At 75.4% G+C, this 18,104-nt stretch carries 18 protein-coding genes; 12 read left to right on the forward strand and 6 right to left on the reverse strand.

Annotation, left to right across the window (positions count from 1 at the left end; all coding sequences use genetic code 11):
• Nucleotides 1–8 precede the first annotated feature (8 nt).
• The 3 genes from ACIOFR_RS01250 (at nt 9) to ACIOFR_RS01260 (ending at nt 3,230) form a co-directional block, all read left to right on the forward strand.
• Nucleotides 9–626, forward strand: a complete 618-nt coding sequence (locus tag ACIOFR_RS01250) for a TetR/AcrR family transcriptional regulator (RefSeq protein WP_400991541.1) — start codon at nt 9–11, stop codon at nt 624–626.
• A 67-nt stretch (nt 627–693) separates the two neighbouring features.
• Nucleotides 694–2,319 carry an acyl-CoA dehydrogenase family protein gene (locus ACIOFR_RS01255; RefSeq protein WP_400991542.1) on the forward strand — a complete coding sequence of 542 codons (1,626 nt, stop codon included), beginning with the start codon at nt 694–696 and terminating at the stop codon, nt 2,317–2,319.
• Nucleotides 2,316–3,230 (forward strand): amidohydrolase family protein, encoded by a 915-nt coding sequence (locus ACIOFR_RS01260; protein ID WP_400991543.1) that lies wholly within the window; start codon nt 2,316–2,318, stop codon nt 3,228–3,230. Before ACIOFR_RS01255 ends, ACIOFR_RS01260 begins: the two co-directional genes overlap by 4 nt.
• On the opposite strand, the gene ACIOFR_RS01265 is transcribed toward ACIOFR_RS01260, so the two are convergent.
• Nucleotides 3,214–3,999: an inositol monophosphatase family protein gene (locus ACIOFR_RS01265; protein ID WP_400991544.1), complete on the reverse strand. Its 786-nt coding sequence runs from the start codon at nt 3,997–3,999 to the stop codon at nt 3,214–3,216. The two genes, ACIOFR_RS01260 and ACIOFR_RS01265, sit on opposite strands and share 17 nt — an antisense overlap.
• Nucleotides 4,000–4,113: 114 nt before the next feature.
• Between ACIOFR_RS01265 and ACIOFR_RS01270 the strand changes: the two genes are divergently transcribed.
• Both ACIOFR_RS01270 and ACIOFR_RS01275 read left to right on the forward strand, forming a co-directional pair.
• On the forward strand, nt 4,114–5,091 hold the full coding sequence (locus ACIOFR_RS01270) for an Lrp/AsnC family transcriptional regulator (RefSeq protein WP_400991545.1): 978 nt from the start codon (nt 4,114–4,116) through the stop codon (nt 5,089–5,091).
• 29 nt (nt 5,092–5,120) lie between these two features.
• Nucleotides 5,121–5,351 (forward strand): DUF2277 domain-containing protein, encoded by a 231-nt coding sequence (locus tag ACIOFR_RS01275; protein WP_400991546.1) that lies wholly within the window; start codon nt 5,121–5,123, stop codon nt 5,349–5,351.
• A gap of 111 nt (nt 5,352–5,462) precedes the next feature.
• Here the strand turns inward: ACIOFR_RS01275 and ACIOFR_RS01280 are convergent, their stop codons facing one another.
• The 3 genes from ACIOFR_RS01280 to ACIOFR_RS01290 form a co-directional block, all read right to left on the reverse strand.
• Nucleotides 5,463–6,620 carry a damage-control phosphatase ARMT1 family protein gene (locus tag ACIOFR_RS01280; RefSeq protein ID WP_400991547.1) on the reverse strand — a complete coding sequence of 386 codons (1,158 nt, stop codon included), beginning with the start codon at nt 6,618–6,620 and terminating at the stop codon, nt 5,463–5,465.
• A gap of 28 nt (nt 6,621–6,648) precedes the next feature.
• Nucleotides 6,649–7,134: a DUF2269 family protein gene (locus ACIOFR_RS01285; protein ID WP_400991548.1), complete on the reverse strand. Its 486-nt coding sequence runs from the start codon at nt 7,132–7,134 to the stop codon at nt 6,649–6,651.
• A 111-nt stretch (nt 7,135–7,245) separates the two neighbouring features.
• Entirely contained in the window at nt 7,246–7,941 is a 696-nt protein-coding gene (locus tag ACIOFR_RS01290) for a 4'-phosphopantetheinyl transferase family protein (protein WP_400991549.1), read from the reverse strand.
• A 260-nt stretch (nt 7,942–8,201) separates the two neighbouring features.
• Between ACIOFR_RS01290 and ACIOFR_RS01295 the strand changes: the two genes are divergently transcribed.
• Nucleotides 8,202–9,602 (forward strand): choice-of-anchor A family protein, encoded by a 1,401-nt coding sequence (locus tag ACIOFR_RS01295; RefSeq protein WP_400991550.1) that lies wholly within the window; start codon nt 8,202–8,204, stop codon nt 9,600–9,602.
• Nucleotides 9,603–9,637: 35 nt separating this feature from the next.
• Here the strand turns inward: ACIOFR_RS01295 and ACIOFR_RS01300 are convergent, their stop codons facing one another.
• Nucleotides 9,638–10,411: an amino acid ABC transporter ATP-binding protein gene (locus ACIOFR_RS01300; protein ID WP_400991551.1), complete on the reverse strand. Its 774-nt coding sequence runs from the start codon at nt 10,409–10,411 to the stop codon at nt 9,638–9,640.
• A 1-nt stretch (nt 10,412) separates the two neighbouring features.
• Nucleotides 10,413–11,639 (reverse strand): C45 family autoproteolytic acyltransferase/hydolase, encoded by a 1,227-nt coding sequence (locus tag ACIOFR_RS01305; protein ID WP_400991552.1) that lies wholly within the window; start codon nt 11,637–11,639, stop codon nt 10,413–10,415.
• A 117-nt stretch (nt 11,640–11,756) separates the two neighbouring features.
• Here ACIOFR_RS01305 and ACIOFR_RS01310 point away from each other — a divergent pair, with 117 nt between their 5' ends.
• The 6 genes from ACIOFR_RS01310 (at nt 11,757) to ACIOFR_RS01335 (ending at nt 18,075) form a co-directional block, all read left to right on the forward strand.
• Nucleotides 11,757–12,692 (forward strand): MurR/RpiR family transcriptional regulator, encoded by a 936-nt coding sequence (locus tag ACIOFR_RS01310; RefSeq protein WP_400991553.1) that lies wholly within the window; start codon nt 11,757–11,759, stop codon nt 12,690–12,692.
• 310 nt (nt 12,693–13,002) lie between these two features.
• Nucleotides 13,003–13,938, forward strand: a complete 936-nt coding sequence (locus tag ACIOFR_RS01315) for a transporter substrate-binding domain-containing protein (protein WP_400991554.1) — start codon at nt 13,003–13,005, stop codon at nt 13,936–13,938.
• Between the two features lie 13 nt (nt 13,939–13,951).
• Complete coding sequence (locus ACIOFR_RS01320; protein WP_400991555.1) at nt 13,952–14,596, forward strand: amino acid ABC transporter permease; 645 nt, start codon at nt 13,952–13,954, stop codon at nt 14,594–14,596.
• Nucleotides 14,593–15,549, forward strand: a complete 957-nt coding sequence (locus tag ACIOFR_RS01325) for an amino acid ABC transporter permease (protein WP_400991556.1) — start codon at nt 14,593–14,595, stop codon at nt 15,547–15,549. Before ACIOFR_RS01320 ends, ACIOFR_RS01325 begins: the two co-directional genes overlap by 4 nt.
• A gap of 202 nt (nt 15,550–15,751) precedes the next feature.
• Entirely contained in the window at nt 15,752–16,126 is a 375-nt protein-coding gene (locus ACIOFR_RS01330; protein WP_400991557.1) for a CU044_2847 family protein, read from the forward strand.
• Nucleotides 16,127–16,134: 8 nt separating this feature from the next.
• Complete coding sequence (locus ACIOFR_RS01335) at nt 16,135–18,075, forward strand: trypsin-like peptidase domain-containing protein (RefSeq protein ID WP_400991558.1); 1,941 nt, start codon at nt 16,135–16,137, stop codon at nt 18,073–18,075.
• Nucleotides 18,076–18,104: the final 29 nt, after the last annotated feature.

The raw sequence follows: 18,104 nt of genomic DNA on the forward strand, positions 1-18,104 counted from the left end.
ATTCTTACGTGGCATACCGACGAACCCCCGCCGTCCAGGCCAGGCTGGACGCCCAGCGCCAGGCCGTGCTGCTGGCCGCCGTGGAGCTGCTGTCCGAACGCGGCTACGGCGGCTGCTCGATGGCCGCCGTCGCGCACCGGGCCGGGATCGCGACCGGCTCCATGTACCAGCACTTCGCCGGCAAGGCCGAGCTCTCCGTGGAGCTCTTCCGCCTCACGGTCGGCCGCGAACTGGCCGCCGTCACCGAGGCCGTCGGCCGCGAGAGCACCCCGCACCGCCGGATGGCCGCCATCGTGGAGACCTTCGCCGCCCGGGCGCTCAGGGCGCCGCGGCTCGCCTACGCGCTGCTCGCCGAACCGGCCGACGCCGTGGTCGACGCCGAGCGGCTGGTCTTCCGCCAGGCCTTCCGCGACCTGTTCGCCGCGCAGATCTCCGAGGCGCTGGCCGACGGCCAACTCCCCCCGCAGGAGGCGGCGCTGACCGCCGCCGCGCTGGTCGGTGCGGTCGGCGAGGCACTGGTGGGGCCGCTCGCCGCCGGCGGCAGCCGACCGGACGACGTCATCCCCGCCCTGGTCTCCTTCACCCTCCGCGCCCTCGGGGAACCCGACCGGGACCGGGCCGGCTGAGGCCCGCCCCGCCCCCCCGGGCACCCCATCCCGCTGCACCTCCCGCCGAACCGAGGAGAACAGGCTGATGCCCGCCACCCACGAGGTCACCAACCAGGTGCCCGCGCCGTACGGCCACGACGTCGCCGCCGACCCGACCCTGCTCGCCGCCCTGCACCGGGCCGGCGCCGGCTGGGCCGAACCCGAGCTGCACGAGCTCGGCGTGCTGGCCGGCTCCGAGCAGGCCGCCGAATGGGGCCGGCTGGCGAACGAGAACCCGCCGGTGCTGCGCACCCACGACCGCTACGGCCACCGGATCGACGAGGTGGAGTTCCACCCCCACTGGCACGAGCTGATGGGCGTCGCCGTCGGCCACGGCCTGCACGCGGCCCCCTGGCGCGACGACCGCCCCGGCGCCCACACCGCGCGGGCGGCCAAGTTCCACGTCTGGAGCCAGGTCGAGGCCGGCCACACCTGCCCGATCTCCATGACCTACGCCGCCGTCCCCGCCCTGCGGGCCACCCCGGAGCTGGCCGCGTGGCTGGAGCCGCTGCTCGCCGCCCGCAGCTACGACTTCGGGCTGCGCGAGCCGCACGGCAAGCGCGGACTGATCGCCGGCATGTCGATGACCGAGAAGCAGGGCGGCTCCGACGTCCGGGCCAACACCACCACCGCCGTCCCGCAGGCCGACGGCACGTACCGGCTCACCGGGCACAAGTGGTTCACCTCGGCCCCGATGTCCGACCTCTTCCTCACCCTGGCCCAGGCACCCGGCGGCCTCAGCTGTTTCATGCTGCCGCGGGTGCTGCCGGACGGCAGCCGCAACCGGCTGCTGCTCCAGCGGCTCAAGGACAAGCTCGGCAACAAGTCCAACGCCTCCGCGGAGATCGAGTACGACGGCGCGACCGGCTGGTTGGTCGGCGAGGAGGGCCGCGGGGTGCCGACCATCATCGAGATGGTCAACATGACCCGGCTGGACTGCACCATCGGCGCCGCCGCCGGCATGCGCTACGGCGCGGTGCGGGCGATCCAGCACGCCACCCACCGGCGGGCGTTCGGCGCCGCCCTGATCGACCAGCCGCTGATGCGCAACGTCCTGGCCGACCTGGTGGTGGAGTCCGAGGCGGCCACCGCCGTCGCGATGCGGCTGGCCGAGGCCACCGACCGGGCGCTCGGCGGTGACGCCGGCGAGGTGCTGGTGCGGCGGCTCGGCCTGGCCGTCGCCAAGTACTGGGTCTGCAAGCGCGGCCCCGGCCACGCGGCCGAGGCCCTGGAGTGCCTGGGCGGCAACGGCTACGTCGAGGAGTCGGGCATGCCGCGGCTCTACCGGGAGGCGCCGCTGGTCTCCATCTGGGAGGGCTCCGGCAACGTGGCCGCGCTCGACGCGCTGCGCGCCATGGCCCGGCGCCCCGAGACGGTCGAGGCGTTCCTCGGCGAGCTCGACCTCGCCGCCGGCGCCGACCGCCGGCTCGACGCCGCCGTCACGGCGCTGCGCAAGCAGCTCGGGGACACCGCCGAGGTCGAGTACCGCACCCGGCGCCTGGTGGAGTCGATGGCCCTCGCCTTCCAGGGCGCCCTCCTGGTCCGCCACGGCGACCCCGCGGTGGCCGACGCCTTCTGCGCCTCCCGGCTCGGCGGCGACCACGGCGGGGCCTTCGGCACCCTGCCCACCGGGGTCGACACCGGGGCCGTGATCGGCCGTGCCCGCCCGTGACCGGCACCGACGTGCGCGTCGCGGCCGGCAGCGAGGCTGCCGAAGTCCGTTCGTTCTGGACGCAGCTGGGCCTGCCCGGCCTGATCGACGTGCACACCCACTTCATGCCGGAACGGGTGCTGGCCAAGGTCTGGGCGTACTTCGACGCGGCCGGTCCGCTGACCGGCCGGCCGTGGCCGATCGCCTACCGGCACGACGAGCAGCAACGGGTGGACACCCTGCGGGAGTTCGGCGTCCGGGCGTTCACCTCGATGCTCTACCCGCACAAGCCGGAGATGGCCGCCTGGCTGAACGGCTGGGCCGCCGGGTTCGCCGACCGCACGCCCGACTGCCTGCACACCGCCACCTTCTTCCCCGAGCCCGGTGCGGGGCGGTACGCGGCGGCGGCGCTGGAGCGGGGCGCCCGGGTGTTCAAGGCGCACGTCCAGGTCGGCGGGTACGACCCCAACGACCCGCTGCTGGACCCGGTCTGGGGGCTGCTGGCCGAGTCCGGCACGCCGGTGGTGGTGCACTGCGGCTCCGGTCCGGCGCCCGGCAAGCACACCGGACCGGGCCCGATCGGCGCACTGCTGGGCCGCCATCCGCGGCTGCGGCTGATCGTCGCGCACCTGGGGCTGCCGGAGTACACCGACTTCCTCGACCTGGCCGAACGCCACCCGTCCGTCCACCTGGACACCACCATGGTGTTCACCGACTTCACCGAGCGCACCACCCCCTTCCCGCCCGCCGAACTGCCGCGTCTGGCCGCGCTCCGGGACCGCGTGCTGTTCGGCAGCGACTTCCCGAACATCCCGTACGGCTACCCGCACGCGCTGCACGCACTGGCGCGGCTCGACCTGGGCGAGGACTGGCTGCGCGCGGTCTGCCACCACAACGCCGCCGGGCTGTTCGGCCTCACGCCACCCGGCTGAGGGCGTCCAGCAGGTCCCGGTGCAGGGACGGCGCGGCGGCGACGAAGCCGTCCGCGCCGGGCGTCCACGGCCGACCTCGGGCGTCGGTCACCACGGCGCCCGCCTCTCGCGCGACCAGCGCGCCGGGGAGCAGATTGGTGGCGTCCCGGCCGTACTCCCAGAACGCGCCGAGGTGGCCCGACCCGACGTGGGCGACCTGGAGCGCGGTCGGCCCCAGGTTCCGTACGGCCAGTACCCGGGGGAGCACCGCGGACAGCGACTCGCCGGCCCGGCGCAGCGCCACCGGGTCGCCCGCCACCAGCGGCGGCTGGGCGGTCGCGGCGACCGAGGCGGCGAGCGTCCGGGGGAGCGGTGCCACCGGGCGGCCGTTCAGCCGGGCGCCGCCACCGCGTACGGCGTCGTAGGTGAGCCCCTGCAGGGGGCCGTGCACCACGGACAGCACCGGTTCGCCGTCCGCCAGCAGGGTGGCGGTGACCGCCCAGTGCGGCAGCCCGCTGAGGTACTGGACGGCTCCGTCGGTGGCGTCGCAGACCCACCACTCGCCCCGTACCGGGACGTCGTCCGCCAGTTCGTCCTCCCACCACCGTGCCGTGGGCCGCAGGCCGGTCAGCCGCTCGCGCAGCAGTCCGGCGGCCGGGCCGTCGACGGCGCCGAACGCCGCCATCGCCTCGGCGACCGTGGCGGCGCTCACCGGTTCGGGACCCTGGCCCGCCACCAGGTGCCGCCCGACGGCGTGCAGCGCCTCGACGGTCTCGGTGCGGATCGTCATGTCCGTTCTCCTTCGCGGTGGGGTCGGCGGTCGTGCTCCCGACCGGACAAGAAGTACCGTGACCGTGCCCGAGTGAGCCGCTCGGTGGGCCGGATACTGCGGAGATCGGACACCATGGACAGTGGGACGGCGGATACCGCCACCGTGCTCGACGGGCTGGACCGGCGGCTGGTCTGCGCCCTCCAGGTCGACGGCCGGGCCGAGCCGGGCCGGATCGCGGAGGTGCTGGGGGTCTCGGCCCGTACCGTCACCCGCCGCCTGGCCCGGCTGACCGGGTCGGGGCTGGTCCGGGTGGTGCTGATGCCGGACGCCCGACAGGCGGCGATCGGCGCGGTGCTGCTGCGGGTACGGGTGCTCAAGGGCAAGGTCGACACCATCGCGCACGCGTTGGCGGCCCGGCCCGAGGTGCCGTTCGTCGACGTGATGCTCGGCGGCCAGGAGGTCGGCGCCGTGGTGCTGGCCGGGGACGGCGCCCGGGACCGCCTGCTGCACAGCCAACTGCCCGCCACCGGCGCCGTGGTGGAGACCTCCGCGCACGCGGTGCTGCACCTGTTCGCGGACGCCGGCCGGTGGCGGGCCGGCGGGCTGACGCCCGCCCAGGAGGCCGCGCTCGCCCCGCCGCCCCCGAGCACGCCGGCACCGCAGCCCGACGGGCTCGACCTTCGGCTGCTCGCCGCGCTCGCCGTCGACGCCCGGCAGTCCCACGCGGCGCTGGCCGCGGCGGCCGGGGCACCCGAATCGACCGTCCGGCGGCGGCTGCACCGGCTGGCGGCCGGCGGCCTGCTGCGGACGCACGCCACCGTCGACCCGCGGCTGCTCGGCATGGCGGTCGACGCCAACCTCTGGCTGGGCGTCCCGCCGGGGCGGCTGGCCGCGGTGGGCGAGGCGCTGGCCGGGCACCCGCAGGTGCACGGCGTGCTGGCGACGAGCGGCCCGGCCAACCTGATGGCGGCGGTCTTCTGCCCCGACCACGGCGGGCTCTACCGGTTCACCACCGAGACGCTCGGGCCGCTCGGGGTCGACCGGGTGGAGACGGCGATCGTCGCGCGGGCGGTGAAACGGGCCGGGGTCGTGCTGCCCCGCCGGGCGTGAAGCGCGGGGCCGCGCGGCAGACTGGGGGTATGTGCCGCAGCATCAGGACCCTCAGGCCGCCGATGGCCCTCGACGTCAGCGACGAGGACATCCGGGCCGCCGCGCTCCAGTACGTCCGCAAGATCTCGGGCTTCCGCGCTCCCGCCGCGCACAACCGGGAGGTCTTCGAGGAGGCGGTGCAGGCCGTCGCCGAGGCGACCGCCCGGCTGCTCGACGGCCTGGAGGTGCGGGGCGCCACCGACCGGGCGGTCGCCGGGTAGCCGCGGCCCGCCGAGCCGAGCCGAGCCGAGCCGGCGACCGCCCGGTCGGTGGCGCCGCGCCGAGCCCCGCCGCGGCCCGCGCTGTCGCGAGGGAGCGGGAGGGGGCCGGCGTCAGGTGGTCGGGTGCGACTGGATCACGGCGTGGTGTCCGCCGGTGCGCCAGGTCGGGTCGGTGCGGTCGAGGCGGGCCGCCAGCGGGGCGGGGAGGCCCACGGCGACCTCGGACTTGAGGGTGCGCAGGGCCGTCACGGGGGACGGGAAGTGCGCGGCGGTGTCGGCGAAGGGGGTGGTGGCCGGCCAGTGCCGGTCACCCACCAGCCGTCGGTAGTTCAGGTCGCCCTTGAGGATCGTCATGGCGGCGCCCGCGAACTCGGCCCGCAGGTCGGCGGGCAGGTCGTGGTACGGCAGCGGGGCGCAGAAGAACGGGTGGGTGCGCACCTCCAGGGTGCCGTCAGCGAGCGCCCGCCGAAGCCGTGCGCCGGTCGGTCCCGGTGCGGCGCGCAGCCGTTCGAGGGTGGCCAGTACGTCGGCCATGGTGGCGTCGGAGACGAAGTACGGCTGGGGCTTCACGAAGAGGACCGCGGAGCCCACCGACCCGTGGGCCAGCAGGTGGTCGATCAGCAGCAGGTCCGGCAGCAGTTCCGGTCCGGCGTTGTCGGCGACCACGCAGACCCGGCCGCCGGCGGCGGCCGCCAGCGCGTCCCACAGCACGGCTCGGTCGTCGACCAGCAGGCCGCCGGTGGTCGGGCCGTCGTCCGTACCGGCCGTGATCCGGAAGCTCAGGTCCGCGCGGTTGCCCCAGAGGGCGGAGGTCAGCAGGGCGTCCGCGCGGCCGTCCTCGGGCAGGGTGGCGAGCGCGGCCAGCTCCGCGTCCACCGCCGGGCCCGCCAGTTCGGCGCTCTTGAACGGGGCGAACGGGTCCACCCCCTGCCAGGCGCCCGGCCGGAAGTACCCGGTGGCGTCCAGCAGCCGCCGGTAGAACCAGCTCTCGGCCCACAGGAACGGCGCCTCGCCCCACGGCCGCCCCCACATGCCGGCGCCCCAGGCCAGCCAGCGGGCGTGGTCCGGCCAGTGCGGGTCCGGCGGGGTCAGCTCCCCGGAGGTGCTCTCGGCGAGCAGCCGCCGCAGGGCCGCCCGCTGGGCGGGCCCGTAGGGCAGCGCCGCCAGGACCTGCCGCAGGAGGGCGGGGTGGCGTTCGTGGAAGACGGCCCGGGCGAAGGACCCGGGGACGTCGCAGCGGATCACGGGAGCGTTCGGGGTGGGCGGCACGGCGGGTCCGTCGGGGTCGGGGAGGGGCCTACGCGCCGGTCGTCGAACCGGGGCGGATCACCATCATGACCACCACGACGGCCCACAGCAGGTTGAACACCCCGGCCGTCATCGGCAGCAGCCGCAGGGAGCGCTCGGCCCGGGCGTGGTCCTCGCCGGCCGGGTCGGCGGCGTCCAGGGCGTCCACGGTGGCCTGCTGCGCGGGCACCACGAAGAGCAGCAGCGTGCCGGCGGACAGCGCAGTGAGCACGATGGAGACGATCAGCCAGGGCTGGCCGATGACGCCCATCACCTGGGCCGTGCCCACCCCGAGGACCGGGACGGCGACCCCGAGCAGGGCGTAGACGTTGGTGATCCGGTGCAGCAGCCGCACCGAGGCGGCCGCGGTGGCCTGCTCGGGGCCGGCGGCGAGCGCGGCCCGGGCCCGGGGCGGGAACATGCTGACCGCGACCGCGACCGGGCCGATGAACAGGACCGAGACCAGGACGTGCAGGCTCAGCAGGAGCTTGGCCATGGGGCGGGGATTCCTTACGCGCGAAAGAGCCGCCGCGGGGGCGGTGGGACACAGGGGCGGCAGCACGCTAACACCCGCTTATCCGGCGGCCGCGGGCCGGGCGGCGCCCCGTCAGGCCGTCCCGACCACCGCCGGAACCGCGCTGACGACGGCGGCGACGGCGCCGCGCAGCCGGTCGGTGCGGTCCAGGACGTACAGGTCCTCGAAGGGGTGGACGGCGTCGGCCGGGCCGTCCGTCCCGCTCAACGGCATTGCGGAGAGGTCGAGTTCGGCCAGGCTGTCGAGGGTGGTCCGGCCGACCTTGATCAGCGCCTCCTTGCGCACCCACTGCCGCAGGAAGGCGTGGTCCGGCTCGGGGTGCCGGGCCACCTGGGCCCGTTCGGCCGCGGTGAGCACCCGGGCGAGCAGGCCCGGGTCGGGGGCGGGACGCGTGAGCACCTCCACGTCGACGCCGACCGGCACCCGGCCGGCCGCGGCCGCGACCACGCCCTCGGTGTGCGAGAGGCTGAGCCAGACGTCCGGCCGGTCGGCCAGCCGCGGCCGGCCGTGGCCGAGCAGGCCGCAGCCGGGGCAGTGCTGCTCGAAGGCGAGTTCACCGGGCCGCAGGCCCAGCAGCCGGGCGGCGCAGAGCCGGACCAGGATGTGCGCGGCGATGAAGTCCCGCCGGCTGGACTCCAGCCGGAACCGGTCGGCCCGGTCCCGCTCGACCTGGTTCAGCAGGCTCCGGTGGGCGTCCGGATGGCCGAGCACCTCCGCGGTGGTGGCCACGATCGCCAGTGGCGCCCGTTCCTCGGTCCCGTTCGGCATGCCGCTCCCTCCCCAGTCCTCCCCCGGCCGTCCTCGGCGGAACCAACCTACCCGCCCGTGCCCACGCGTCCCCGGCCGCATCGGGCAGTGGCATCACCTGCCCGTACGTCCGTTCGGTAGGTCCCGGCCGGTCGAAGATTGGTGCGGCCGGGCGGCTGAATCCGGCGGGCGCCCGGGGCGTGGCACCCGCCGGTGCGGGGGCGCGGCGGCATGTGGTGGGGACGACCGTGGACACCCCCGCACCCGAACGGAGACACCCCTTGCCAGCACGGACCCGCCCGCCCGCCCGACCGCGGCGCCGGCCGACTACGACCCTGCGCCGGGTCGCGGTGGTGACCGGGCTGACCGCCCCGCTGATCGGGGTCGCCGCCCTGATCGGCGCCGCACCGCTGCCGCCCCCGCTCGGCGCGTGCACCGGCTCGGCCTGCCCCGACCCCTTCCCGGGACACAACAACGGGCCCTTCGCCGGCCGGGACGCCTCGATCAGCGTCTTCACCGGCGGCGACTTCAGCGTCCGGGGGCGCGCGGCCGAGGCCGAGGGCAGGATCGTCGTGCTCGGCGACATCAGCGTCGACAAGACCGGCGGCGGCTCGTACAACATGGGCGTCGCCGGGGTCGGCTCCCGGGTCCCCCCGCCGGACGGCACCGACTTCGTCACCACCGGCGGCAACCTCACCGTGGCCACCGGGACCACCCTGCTGGTCGGCGAGGGCGACCCGGCGTTCCCCGCCGCCCCGTCCGCCTGGGGCAACGTGCGCCACCGAGGCACCAGCACCGGCACCGTGGGCATCGCCCCGAACGGGCGCTCGCTCCAGGACGACACGGCGGGCGACGCGTACACGGCGCTGCGCCCGTACCTCACCGCGCTGTCGACCTGCATCGCGAGGGCCACCACCACCGGGACGGTCCGCTCGGACGGCTTCACCGTGACCTTCGCCGGTGACGGCACCAGCGCCCGGCAGGTCTTCGACGTGCCGGGCGACATCGGCACCGCCGGCCGGGCCGTGGACCTGGTCCTCACCGGCATCCCGGCCGGGGCGACCGTGCTGGTCAACCTGGCGGCGGCGGACGTGCTGATCAACACCAACACCGGGTCCGCCCTGCCCGGGGACCAGCTCACCGCGCTCGGCCCGAAGCTGATGTGGAACTTCCCGGCCGCCGCCACGGCGAGGATCACCGGCGGTGCCCAGTTCCAGGGCTCGGTGCTCGGCGGGAACCCGGCCGGCACCACCACGCTGTCCACGCCCGGGCTGGACGGCCGGGTCTACCTGGCGGGCAACCTCGTCCACGACTCCGCGCGGAGCGGGGTCGAGGTGCACGACTACCCCTTCAACGGGGACCTGCCGGACTTCCCGAGCCCGTCGCCGTCGCCGTCCAACAGCCCGTCCGACTCGGCCAGCCCGAGTCCGTCGCCGAGCCCGTCGGACTCGCCGAGTCCGACGCCGTCGCCGAGCCCGTCCGAGCCGACGTCCGGCACTCCGCACCCGAGCCACAGCAGTGGCCGGCCGGTGGTGAGCCCGTCCGCGAGCCGGACGCACCACCCGCTCCCGTCCACCGGCAGCGGCCCGCTGCTGCCGGCCGGGGCGGCCGCGGGCGGCCTGCTGGTCGCGGGCGGTACGGCGCTCTGGGCCGCCCGGCGCCGCAGGGGCCGGCACAGCTGACCGCGGGCCGGCGCCGGTGGGGCCGGCGCCGGCCGTCAGTGCTGGAGGACCTTCGAGAGGAACTCGGCGGCCCGTTCGGTCTGCGGGTGGGCGAAGAACCGCTCGGGGGGCGCGGTCTCGACGATCCGTCCGTCGGCCATGAACACCACCCGGTCGGCGGCCCGCCGCGCGAAGCCCATCTCGTGCGTCACCACCAGCATGGTCATGCCCTCGTCGGCGAGCGAGACCATGACGTCCAGCACCTCGTTGATCATCTCGGGGTCCAGCGCCGAGGTCGGCTCGTCGAACAGCAGCGCCGTGGGGCCCATCGCCAGCGCCCGGGCGATGGCCACCCGCTGCTGCTGGCCGCCGGAGAGTTCGTCGGGCCGGGCCCCGGCCTTCCCGGCCAGGCCGACCCGGGCCAGCAGCCCGCGGGCGCGCTCCTCGGCCTCCCGGCGGGACAGGCCGCGCACCGTGACCGGGCCGAGCGTGACGTTGTCCAGCACGGTGCGGTGCGCGAACAGGTTGAACGACTGGAAGACCATCCCCACGTCCGCCCGCAGCCGGGCCAGCGCCCGGCCCTCGGCCGGCAGCGGGGTGCCGCCGACCGTGATCGTCCCGGCGTCCAGGGTCTCCAGCCGGTTGACGCACCGGCAGAGCGTGGTCTTGCCGGACCCGGACGGGCCGAGCAGCACGACCACCTCACCGCGGTGCACGTCCAGGTCGACATCGTGCAGGACCGGGACCGCTCCGAAACGCTTGGACACCCCGCGGATGCTGATCAGCGGCTCGGCGGGTGGGCGGCCGGCGGCCAGGGATTCGGTCGTCATGTCAGCAGCCCCCGGGGCCGTCGTAGATGTTCCAGGGCAGCGGGCGGTACGGCGTGCCGCACGGGAGACCCGCCGCGACGTGGTACTCGCCGGTGGTCAGGTCGACGATGTTGGACGCGATGGTGCTGGTCTGCAGCAGGGGGTCGGTGTGCGGGTCGGGGTGGTTGCAGACCGAGTGCGGCAGGCCGAAGTGGTCGCCGAGGGCCTGCTCGATCACGCCCCGGACGTCCTCCGGCTCGCGGAGGTCGCGGGCCCGCCGGAGCGCCGCCTCGATCAGCGGCACCCGGTAGAGCGAGTCCACCGCGAACGGGCGGTAGCTGCCGGCCAACTGCGCCGGCACGCCCGCCTGGTAGTGGTTGCCGTGGACCAGCAGGCCCTGCTCCGGGTAGAGCCACCGGTGGCGGCCGGGCGTGGTCTCCAGGTCGATCGAGACGCCGTCGCGGTGGGTGAACAGCAGGTTGGTGGGGATCTGCTGGTGGACGGAGAACGGCACCTGCAGGGCGTCCTTGAAGTTCGCCCGGTCCAGGATCCGCCGCCGGATGAAGGTCTGCGGGACGCCGATCTCGTCGCCGAAGCGGCCGCCGAGCCCGTTGGCGTTCAGCGCGATGCCCGCGGAGTTGGCACCGTGCCGGCCGATCTGCCCGGCCTCGACCACCATCACCACGGTGGGGTGCGGCGGCTGCACCACGCGCAGGGCGACCAGGGTCCGACCGGCGCCGGTGCGCCAGTCCCAGTTCTGGCCGGCCCAGACGTGCCCGTCGCCGGCGGCGGGGGGCAGCAGGGCGAACGAGGAGCAGCCGTCGGCGGCTCCGGAGTCGGAGTCGGACTCGGCGTCGGCGTCGGGGCCGGGGGTGGGGGTGGGGTCGGGGTCGGCCCCGGATTCGCTCCCGGGGGCCTGCGGCGGCCGGCCCATCCGGGCGAAGGTGCGGTCGTAGACGATCTCGCCGCGGGCGTTGAGGGCCATCAGGTCGAGCAGGCCCGTACCGGCGCCCTCCGCGACGCCGCGCAGTTCCTCCAGCAGGTCGGGCGCGAAGGCCTCGACCAGCGGTACCCACAGCCGGGCCCGGTCGGTGACCTGGCGCCAGTCGAGCCGGCTGCCGCGGGCGAAGGACTCACCGTAGAAGGCCAGCGCCGCCTCGATCTGCGGGCGGGCGGCCTCCCCGTACGTGCGGCCGCGCTCCCGCGGGGGCCCGGAGATCTCGATCACGGGGATGGGCGGTGTGTGCATGGGCTTCCCTCGGGTGCTGAGCGAGCCGCTCTGTAGCATCGACTACAAGCGCGACACATTTCGTAGCTGTAGTGGTGCCAGATCGTAGCCGAAACTACAATGGAGTCAAGTGCTGTCATGAGGACTACTTCCACCGGTGACCAGGCCGGCGCGGCCGGGTTCCACGCCCGGGTCGCCGAGCAGCTGGCCACCCTCTCCCCGGCCGAGCGGCGGGTCGCCGAGTACCTGCGCAACCACGTCCAGGACGTGCCGTTCGCCACCGCGGAGCAGCTCGCCCGCGCCTCCGGCACCAGTGACGCCACCGTCGTGCGTACCGCCAAGGCCCTCGGCTACAGCGGGCTGCCCGACCTCAAGCGGGAGCTCGGACGGCACTTCGTGGACAGCAGCCGGCCGTCCTCGGTGCGCCGCCGCCCGGTCGACGGGGACGCCGGGACGGTGATCGACCAGGTCTTCGACGAGGCCGTGGACCGCCTCCAGCAGACCCGCCACCGGCTCGACCCGGCGGCCTTCCGGCGGGCGGTCGAGCTGCTCTCCGGCGCGCACGAGGTGATGGCCTTCGGGGTCGGCGCCTCCGAACTGGTCGCCCGCCACCTCGCGCTGCGGCTGGGCCGGCTGGGGCGGCGGACCAGGGTCGCCGCGTCCACCGGGTTCCACCTCGCGGACGCGCTGCTGCCGCTGTCCGCGCAGGACGTCCTGGTGGTCTACGCGCCCGGCCGGCTGCTGGACGACCTGGAGGTGGTGCTGGACCGCGCCGCGCAGGTGGGGGCCGCCCGGATCCTGGTCACCGACTCGCTCGGCCCGGTCCTCCAGGACCGGGTCGACGTGGTGCTGACGGCGCTGTTCTCCAGTGGCGGCCTGGCCGGCGAGGAGCTGGCCTCGATCGCGCTCAACGACGCCCTCCTGCTGGCCGTGCAGGCGGAGGACACCGGCCGGGCGGCCGCCGCGGGCGAGACGCTGAACCGGCTGCGCGAGGCGCTGACCGGCCGCGATCCGGCGGTCTACGTCCCGCGCCGGGCGGCCCAGCGCCGTGGGTCCGCGGGCGCGGAGGGCTGAGTCGGGCGGGGTGGAGGGCCGAGTCGGGCGGGTGCGGGGGCGGGGTCGGGCGGGCGCGGCGGGGTGGGCGGGGACGTGTGGGGGCGGGCGGCCGGTGCGGGAGGGGCGAACGGGCAGAGCCGGTGGAACGGCCCTTGACAGGCGGCCGGGGACGGCTAGGGTGAGCGCCTACTACCGGTTCGAGTAATCCTGTAGTCCGTACGACAGAACGGCCGCCGCGGCGACTGACCGCGGCAGGCCGGACCCCCGCCCCGCCCTGTCGGCACCACCCACCGCCGCGCCCCTCCGCGGCCAGCGAAAGGACCAGGTCATGACCGTCAGGAGAGTCGTCGCCCTCGCGGCCGCGGTCGTCTGCGCCACCACGGTGACCACCGCCTGCAGCTCCGGCTCCGCCCCGCTGCCCTCCGACACCGGCTCGGCCGGCTCGCTGCTCTCCAAGGCGCCGGTCGGCAAGGACCTGCCGCCCAGCCCGACGCTGGACCGCATCCGCCGCAACGGCCACCTGACCGCCGGAGCCTCCGACACCAACCCCGGCTTCTCCGAGAAGAACCCGCTGACCGACGACTACCAGGGCTTCGAGAGCGACCTCACCCAGATGCTCGCCAAGTACCTGCTCGGCAAGCCCGCCGTCGAACACGTCGGGGTGACCGCCGACACCCGCGAGGCGCTGATCCAGAACAACACCGTCGACGTCGTCATCTCCACCTACCTGATCACCCCCGAGCGGCTCAAGAAGGTCTCCTTCGCCGGCCCCTACATGAACCTCGGCCAGGCCCTCCTGGTCCGCAAGGGCACCACCGGCCTCACCGGCGTCGCCGACCTCAACGGCCGCAAGGTGATCACCACCGCGGGCCCCGCCGTGGAGGCCCTGAAGAAGGCGGCGCCCACCGCCGAACCGGTGGTCTTCCAGACCGTCAGCCAGTGCCTCCAGGCGCTGCACGACGGCCGCGGCGACGCCTTCGTCAACAACCAGGCCGTCGCCATCGCCCAGGCCAAGAAGGACCCGGCGCTGGAGATGCTCCCCTTCACCTACGGCGCCTCGATGTACGGGGTCGGCCTGCCGAAGGACGACCCCGCGTTCACCCGGATCGTCAACGACTTCTTCACGGAGGTCGAGAAGGACGGGCTGTGGAAGCAGGCCTGGGAGGACAACGTCACGCCGCTCACCAAGGCGCCGGCGCCCGCGCCCCCCGCCGTCGGCGACCTGGGCATCACCCCGGCCCCCGCCCCCTCCGCATCCTCCTGAACGGAACGCCGCCGTGAACGTCGTCGCCGACCACTTCGGTGAGATCCTGGCCGGCTTCGGCCGGACCGTCCTGCTCACCGTCACCGGCTACGCCGCCGCGCTCCTGCTCGGCGCCGTGCTCGGCCTGTGCCGGGTCGCCCCGCTGCGCGTCCTGCGCGCGGTGGGGGCGGTCTACGTCCACACCTTCCGCAACCTGCCGCTGCTGCTGGTCGTGGTGGTGTCGGTGTTCGTCCTGCCGCAGCTCGGCCTCACCCTGCCGCTCGGGCCCTCGCTGGTCGTCGGCCTCTCGCTGTACGTGGCCGGGTACGTCTGCGAGATCCTGCGCTCCGGCCTGGAGACCGTCCCGGTCGGGCAGATCGAGGCGGGCCGGGCGCTGGGTCTCACCACCGGGCAGTGCCTGCGGCTGATCGTGCTCCCGCAGGCACTGCGCGCCATGATCCAGCCGCTGGGCAACATGTTCATCGCCTGTGCCCTGGGCAGCGCGGTCGGCTCGGTCGCCGGTGTCAACGAACTCTCCGGCGTGATCCGGCAGTTGAACGTCCAGTACGTCGAACCACTGGCGCTCTTCGGCACCGCCACCCTGCTCTACGTCGCGCTCACCATGGCCGCCGGCACGGCCACCGGCGCGCTGGAACGACGCTTCCGGATCCACCGATGACCAACGCCGCACGCGTGACCAACGCCGAAGTGACCGACGCCGCACGAGGTGAAGCCGTGATCGACACCCTCCGGCCGGCCGCGCCGGTCCCGACGGCCGGACGCCGCCGGGCCGTCGCCCCGGCGACGCTCCAGGGAGCCGCGGGCGTCCTGTTCGAACCACCCGGCCCGCGCGGCCGACGGCAGCGCCGGATCGCCTCCGCCGGCGCCTGCGCGCTGATCGCACTGCTGCTCGGCGCGCTGCTCGCCCAACTCGGCGCGCACGGCCAGCTCGACGCGGCCAAGTGGCAACCGCTGCTGACCCTCCCGGCCCAGCGGTTCCTGTTCAGCGCCCTCGGCAACACGATCCTGGCCGGCCTGGTGTCGATCGCCATCGGCCTGCCCGCCGGGGCGCTGCTCGGCCTGCTGCGGCTCTCCCGGCGACGCGCCGTCGCGCTGCCCGCGGCGGCGGTGGTGGAAGTGCTGCGGTCGCTGCCGTTGCTGTTCCTGGTCTACTTCTTCCTGCTCGGGCTGCCCGCGCTGGGCGTGCGGATGTCGCCGTTCTGGCAGCTGGTCGTGCCCATCGTGCTGCACGGCGCGGGCAACTTCGCGGAGATCTTCCGGGCCGGGGTGCTGGCGCTTCCGCGGGGCCAGAGCGAGGCCGGCTACGCGGTCGGCCTGCGGCACGGGCAGGTCATGCGGCTGATCGTGCTGCCGCAGGCCGTCCGGGCCCTGCTGCCGACGATCATCGGGCAGGCGGTGCGGGCCCTCAAGGAGACCACCCTCGGCTACGTGGTCAGCTACCCCGAACTGATGCACCAGGGCAACGTTCTGGCCTCCTACCTCGGCCACGACTTCCTCCAGGTGTACTTCGAGATCGCGTTGGTGTTCGTGGCGCTCAACTGGCTGCTCTCCCGCTGCGCGGAGTGGCTGGAGACCCGCACACGGGGCGGCGGCGCCCCGGCGAAGGCGTAGCGGGGCGGGATGCCCGCGCCCCGGCGGCGGGCGGGAGGTGGCATGGTGCGGGTGGTGGGTGCTGGCTTACTGTCATGTCCCGTGAACCGTCCGGGGGACAGCTCACACCGCGATCGGGTTTGACCGCTGCCCGGCGGGTGCAGGCTCTGCAACGACCGCCCGGGGCCGGATCGCCACCACACATGTCTTTGGGGGGAGTGCCGTGCCGGACTACATCGAGTTCCTGACCGACGAGGGCGCCGTGGTCCGCGTCGAGACCGCCGCCGCCGTGGACGGCCACCTCGGTGCGGACGACGGGCCGTACGGCATGCAGCCGGTCGGCCGCGCTCCGGGCGGGCAGGTCCGGCAGGCCGTCGCCGGGTTCGAGGAGGCGCTGGGCGGGGTCCGGGCCGCGGCCGAGTCCGCGCTCGCGGTGTTCCGGGACGGCCGGCTGCACCCCGACGGCGTGGAGATCGAGTTCGGGGTCAAGCTCACCGCGGAGGCCGGCGCGCTGATCGCCCGGACCGGTGGCGAGGCGCACCTGACCGTCAGACTCTCCTGGGGGAGGGATGGTTCTGCCGGTGCGGACCGGACCTGAGCCCGCCGATGCAGGAGGCTCGCTGGCTGGCCAGGATCGACACCGAGGAGGCCGTCCCGACGGTCGGGGCCGGGATGCTGATCTCCGAGCGGGAGGTGCTCACCTGCGCCCACGTCGTCCAGGGCGCGCGGCGGGCCACCGTCCGGCTGGTCAACCGCCCCGACCACCCCGGGCTGCCCGCCGGGGTGGTGCTGCGCGGGCCGTGGCCCGGGCGCCCGGCCGGCGGCGGCGACGTGGCCGTGCTGCTGCTCGACCGCCCGGTGCCGCCGGAGGTCGCCGGGCCGGCGGTGTTCGCCGCGCCGCACCGCTGGGCCCGGCGGCCCGCGCCGCTCGCCGCGTACGGCTTCCCGATCGGCCACGACAGCGGTCTGAGCAGCGAGGTCCGGCTCACCCGGGGGGCCTTCCGGATCGGCGGCGAGCAGCTCCAGCTGGAGCACGAGGGCACCGGGATGCCGCTCTCGCCGGGCTTCAGCGGCGGGCCGGTGGTGCTCGCCGACACGGGGGAGGTGGTGGGCATGGTGACGGCGGCCCAGGACACCGTCGGCATCCCGCGCAGTCCGGGGGACCGCGGCCGGCCGACCGTCCGGCTCGGCCGGATGCTGCCCGGCGAGGTGATCGCCGGGTACGTCCCGCAGCTCGCCGACCGGTTGCCGGACCTGCCCCTGCCGCCGCCCGCGGTACGGGAGTTGCGGCTGCTGCTGGCCGGTGCCGTGCCGCCGGCGGACCCGCTGGAGCTGTACCGGGCGGCGGTCGGGCCGCTCGGCTGCCAGGAGCCGGCCAGCCGCCCGGCCGGGCTCTGGGAGGCCTGCTGGTACCTGCTCACCGAGACGATGGCGCCGCCCGGCCGGGCCCATCCGGTGCTGGCGTTCGCGGACCGGACCGCGCGGGCCGCCGAGGCCGCCGGCGCCGGACCGCTCGGCGACGGCTTACGGCGCTGGCTGGAGGAGTGGTCCCCGGACCACCAGGACCACCAAACCCACCCGGAACACCCGTTGCGCCCGTCACATCCCGCGCACCCGCTGCACCCGTCACACCCCACCCGCCCGCCGCACCGGCCCCCCGCCGACCCGCCGCCCGGCGCACCCCCGCCGGCCGCCCGCCGGGCCGAGCGCTGGCGCCCGATCCTGGTGGAGCTCAGCCCCAGCGGCGCCGGCCGGGACCTCTTCCAGGTCACCGTCTCCGCGGTCCGGGCCGGCCGGCCGGTCGACCCGCACAGCAGCGCGGCCCTCGGGCTGGGCGAGGGCATGCGGACCTTCGTCAGGGAACGGATCGACCACGAGCTCGGCCGGCTGGAGAGCGACGGCGCCGAGCTGGTGGTCTTCTCGCTGCCCCGCAGGCTGCTCACCGAACCCGTGCACGGCTGGGCGCGGGACCAGGACTACGGGCCCCTCGGCGCGGACCACGCCGTCGTGGTGGTCGACGAGCAGCGCCGCTCGGACCCGGCCGACCGGCTCCACCTGGAACGCAAGTGGGCGCCGATGCGCGGGCACCGGTCCACCCGGCTGCACTCCGTCGGCTGCACCGACCCGCCGGACCACAAGAAGCTCTACCACCACCTGCGCCCGCCCGAGCGGCCCGAGGTGCCGGCCTTCCCGGGCCCGCCGCAGGGCGCGCCGTACGACCGCCTGCTGGCCGCCGCGCTCAAGGCCGGGGCGCCGGCGGTGCTGTGGGCCCGGTGCCCCTGCACCACCGAGCACGCGCCCGAGCGCGCCTGTCGCGGGGGTCGGTTCCTCGCCAGACTGGCGGACGAACTGGTCGATGTTTCCCCGCTCGATCTCCCGCGCAGGGTCAAGGAGTTGCGGCACCGGGCGGAGGAGAGTGACGATCCTCGGGGGCACTGGGCGGCGGACCTGGTGCTGCTCTGGGAGGACCCGGCGGTCGTGCCGAGCCCGGCGCGTCCGTTCCGCACCGTCCCGACCGCTCCACCGACCCGTACCACCGACCCGTGACCGGGCACCCCGGGCCCCGGCCGACACCG

Source organism: Kitasatospora sp. NPDC088346 (assembly GCF_044740765.1).
Taxonomy (GTDB): domain Bacteria; phylum Actinomycetota; class Actinomycetes; order Streptomycetales; family Streptomycetaceae; genus Kitasatospora.

Bases quoted from the DNA above. Each gene is read 5' to 3' on its own strand.
- ACIOFR_RS01300 (WP_400991551.1), bottom strand. From the start codon at position 10,411: ATGACGACCGAATCCCTGGCCGCCGGCCGCCCACCCGCCGAGCCGCTG.
- ACIOFR_RS01315 (WP_400991554.1), top strand. From the start codon at position 13,003: ATGACCGTCAGGAGAGTCGTCGCCCTCGCGGCCGCGGTCGTCTGCGCC.
- ACIOFR_RS01265 (WP_400991544.1), bottom strand. From the start codon at position 3,999: ATGACGATCCGCACCGAGACCGTCGAGGCGCTGCACGCCGTCGGGCGG.
- ACIOFR_RS01270 (WP_400991545.1), top strand. From the start codon at position 4,114: ATGGACAGTGGGACGGCGGATACCGCCACCGTGCTCGACGGGCTGGAC.
- ACIOFR_RS01310 (WP_400991553.1), top strand. From the start codon at position 11,757: ATGAGGACTACTTCCACCGGTGACCAGGCCGGCGCGGCCGGGTTCCAC.
- ACIOFR_RS01285 (WP_400991548.1), bottom strand. From the start codon at position 7,134: ATGGCCAAGCTCCTGCTGAGCCTGCACGTCCTGGTCTCGGTCCTGTTC.
- ACIOFR_RS01305 (WP_400991552.1), bottom strand. From the start codon at position 11,639: ATGCACACACCGCCCATCCCCGTGATCGAGATCTCCGGGCCCCCGCGG.
- ACIOFR_RS01325 (WP_400991556.1), top strand. From the start codon at position 14,593: ATGACCAACGCCGCACGCGTGACCAACGCCGAAGTGACCGACGCCGCA.
- ACIOFR_RS01255 (WP_400991542.1), top strand. From the start codon at position 694: ATGCCCGCCACCCACGAGGTCACCAACCAGGTGCCCGCGCCGTACGGC.
- ACIOFR_RS01290 (WP_400991549.1), bottom strand. From the start codon at position 7,941: ATGCCGAACGGGACCGAGGAACGGGCGCCACTGGCGATCGTGGCCACC.
- ACIOFR_RS01335 (WP_400991558.1), top strand. From the start codon at position 16,135: ATGCAGGAGGCTCGCTGGCTGGCCAGGATCGACACCGAGGAGGCCGTC.
- ACIOFR_RS01275 (WP_400991546.1), top strand. From the start codon at position 5,121: ATGTGCCGCAGCATCAGGACCCTCAGGCCGCCGATGGCCCTCGACGTC.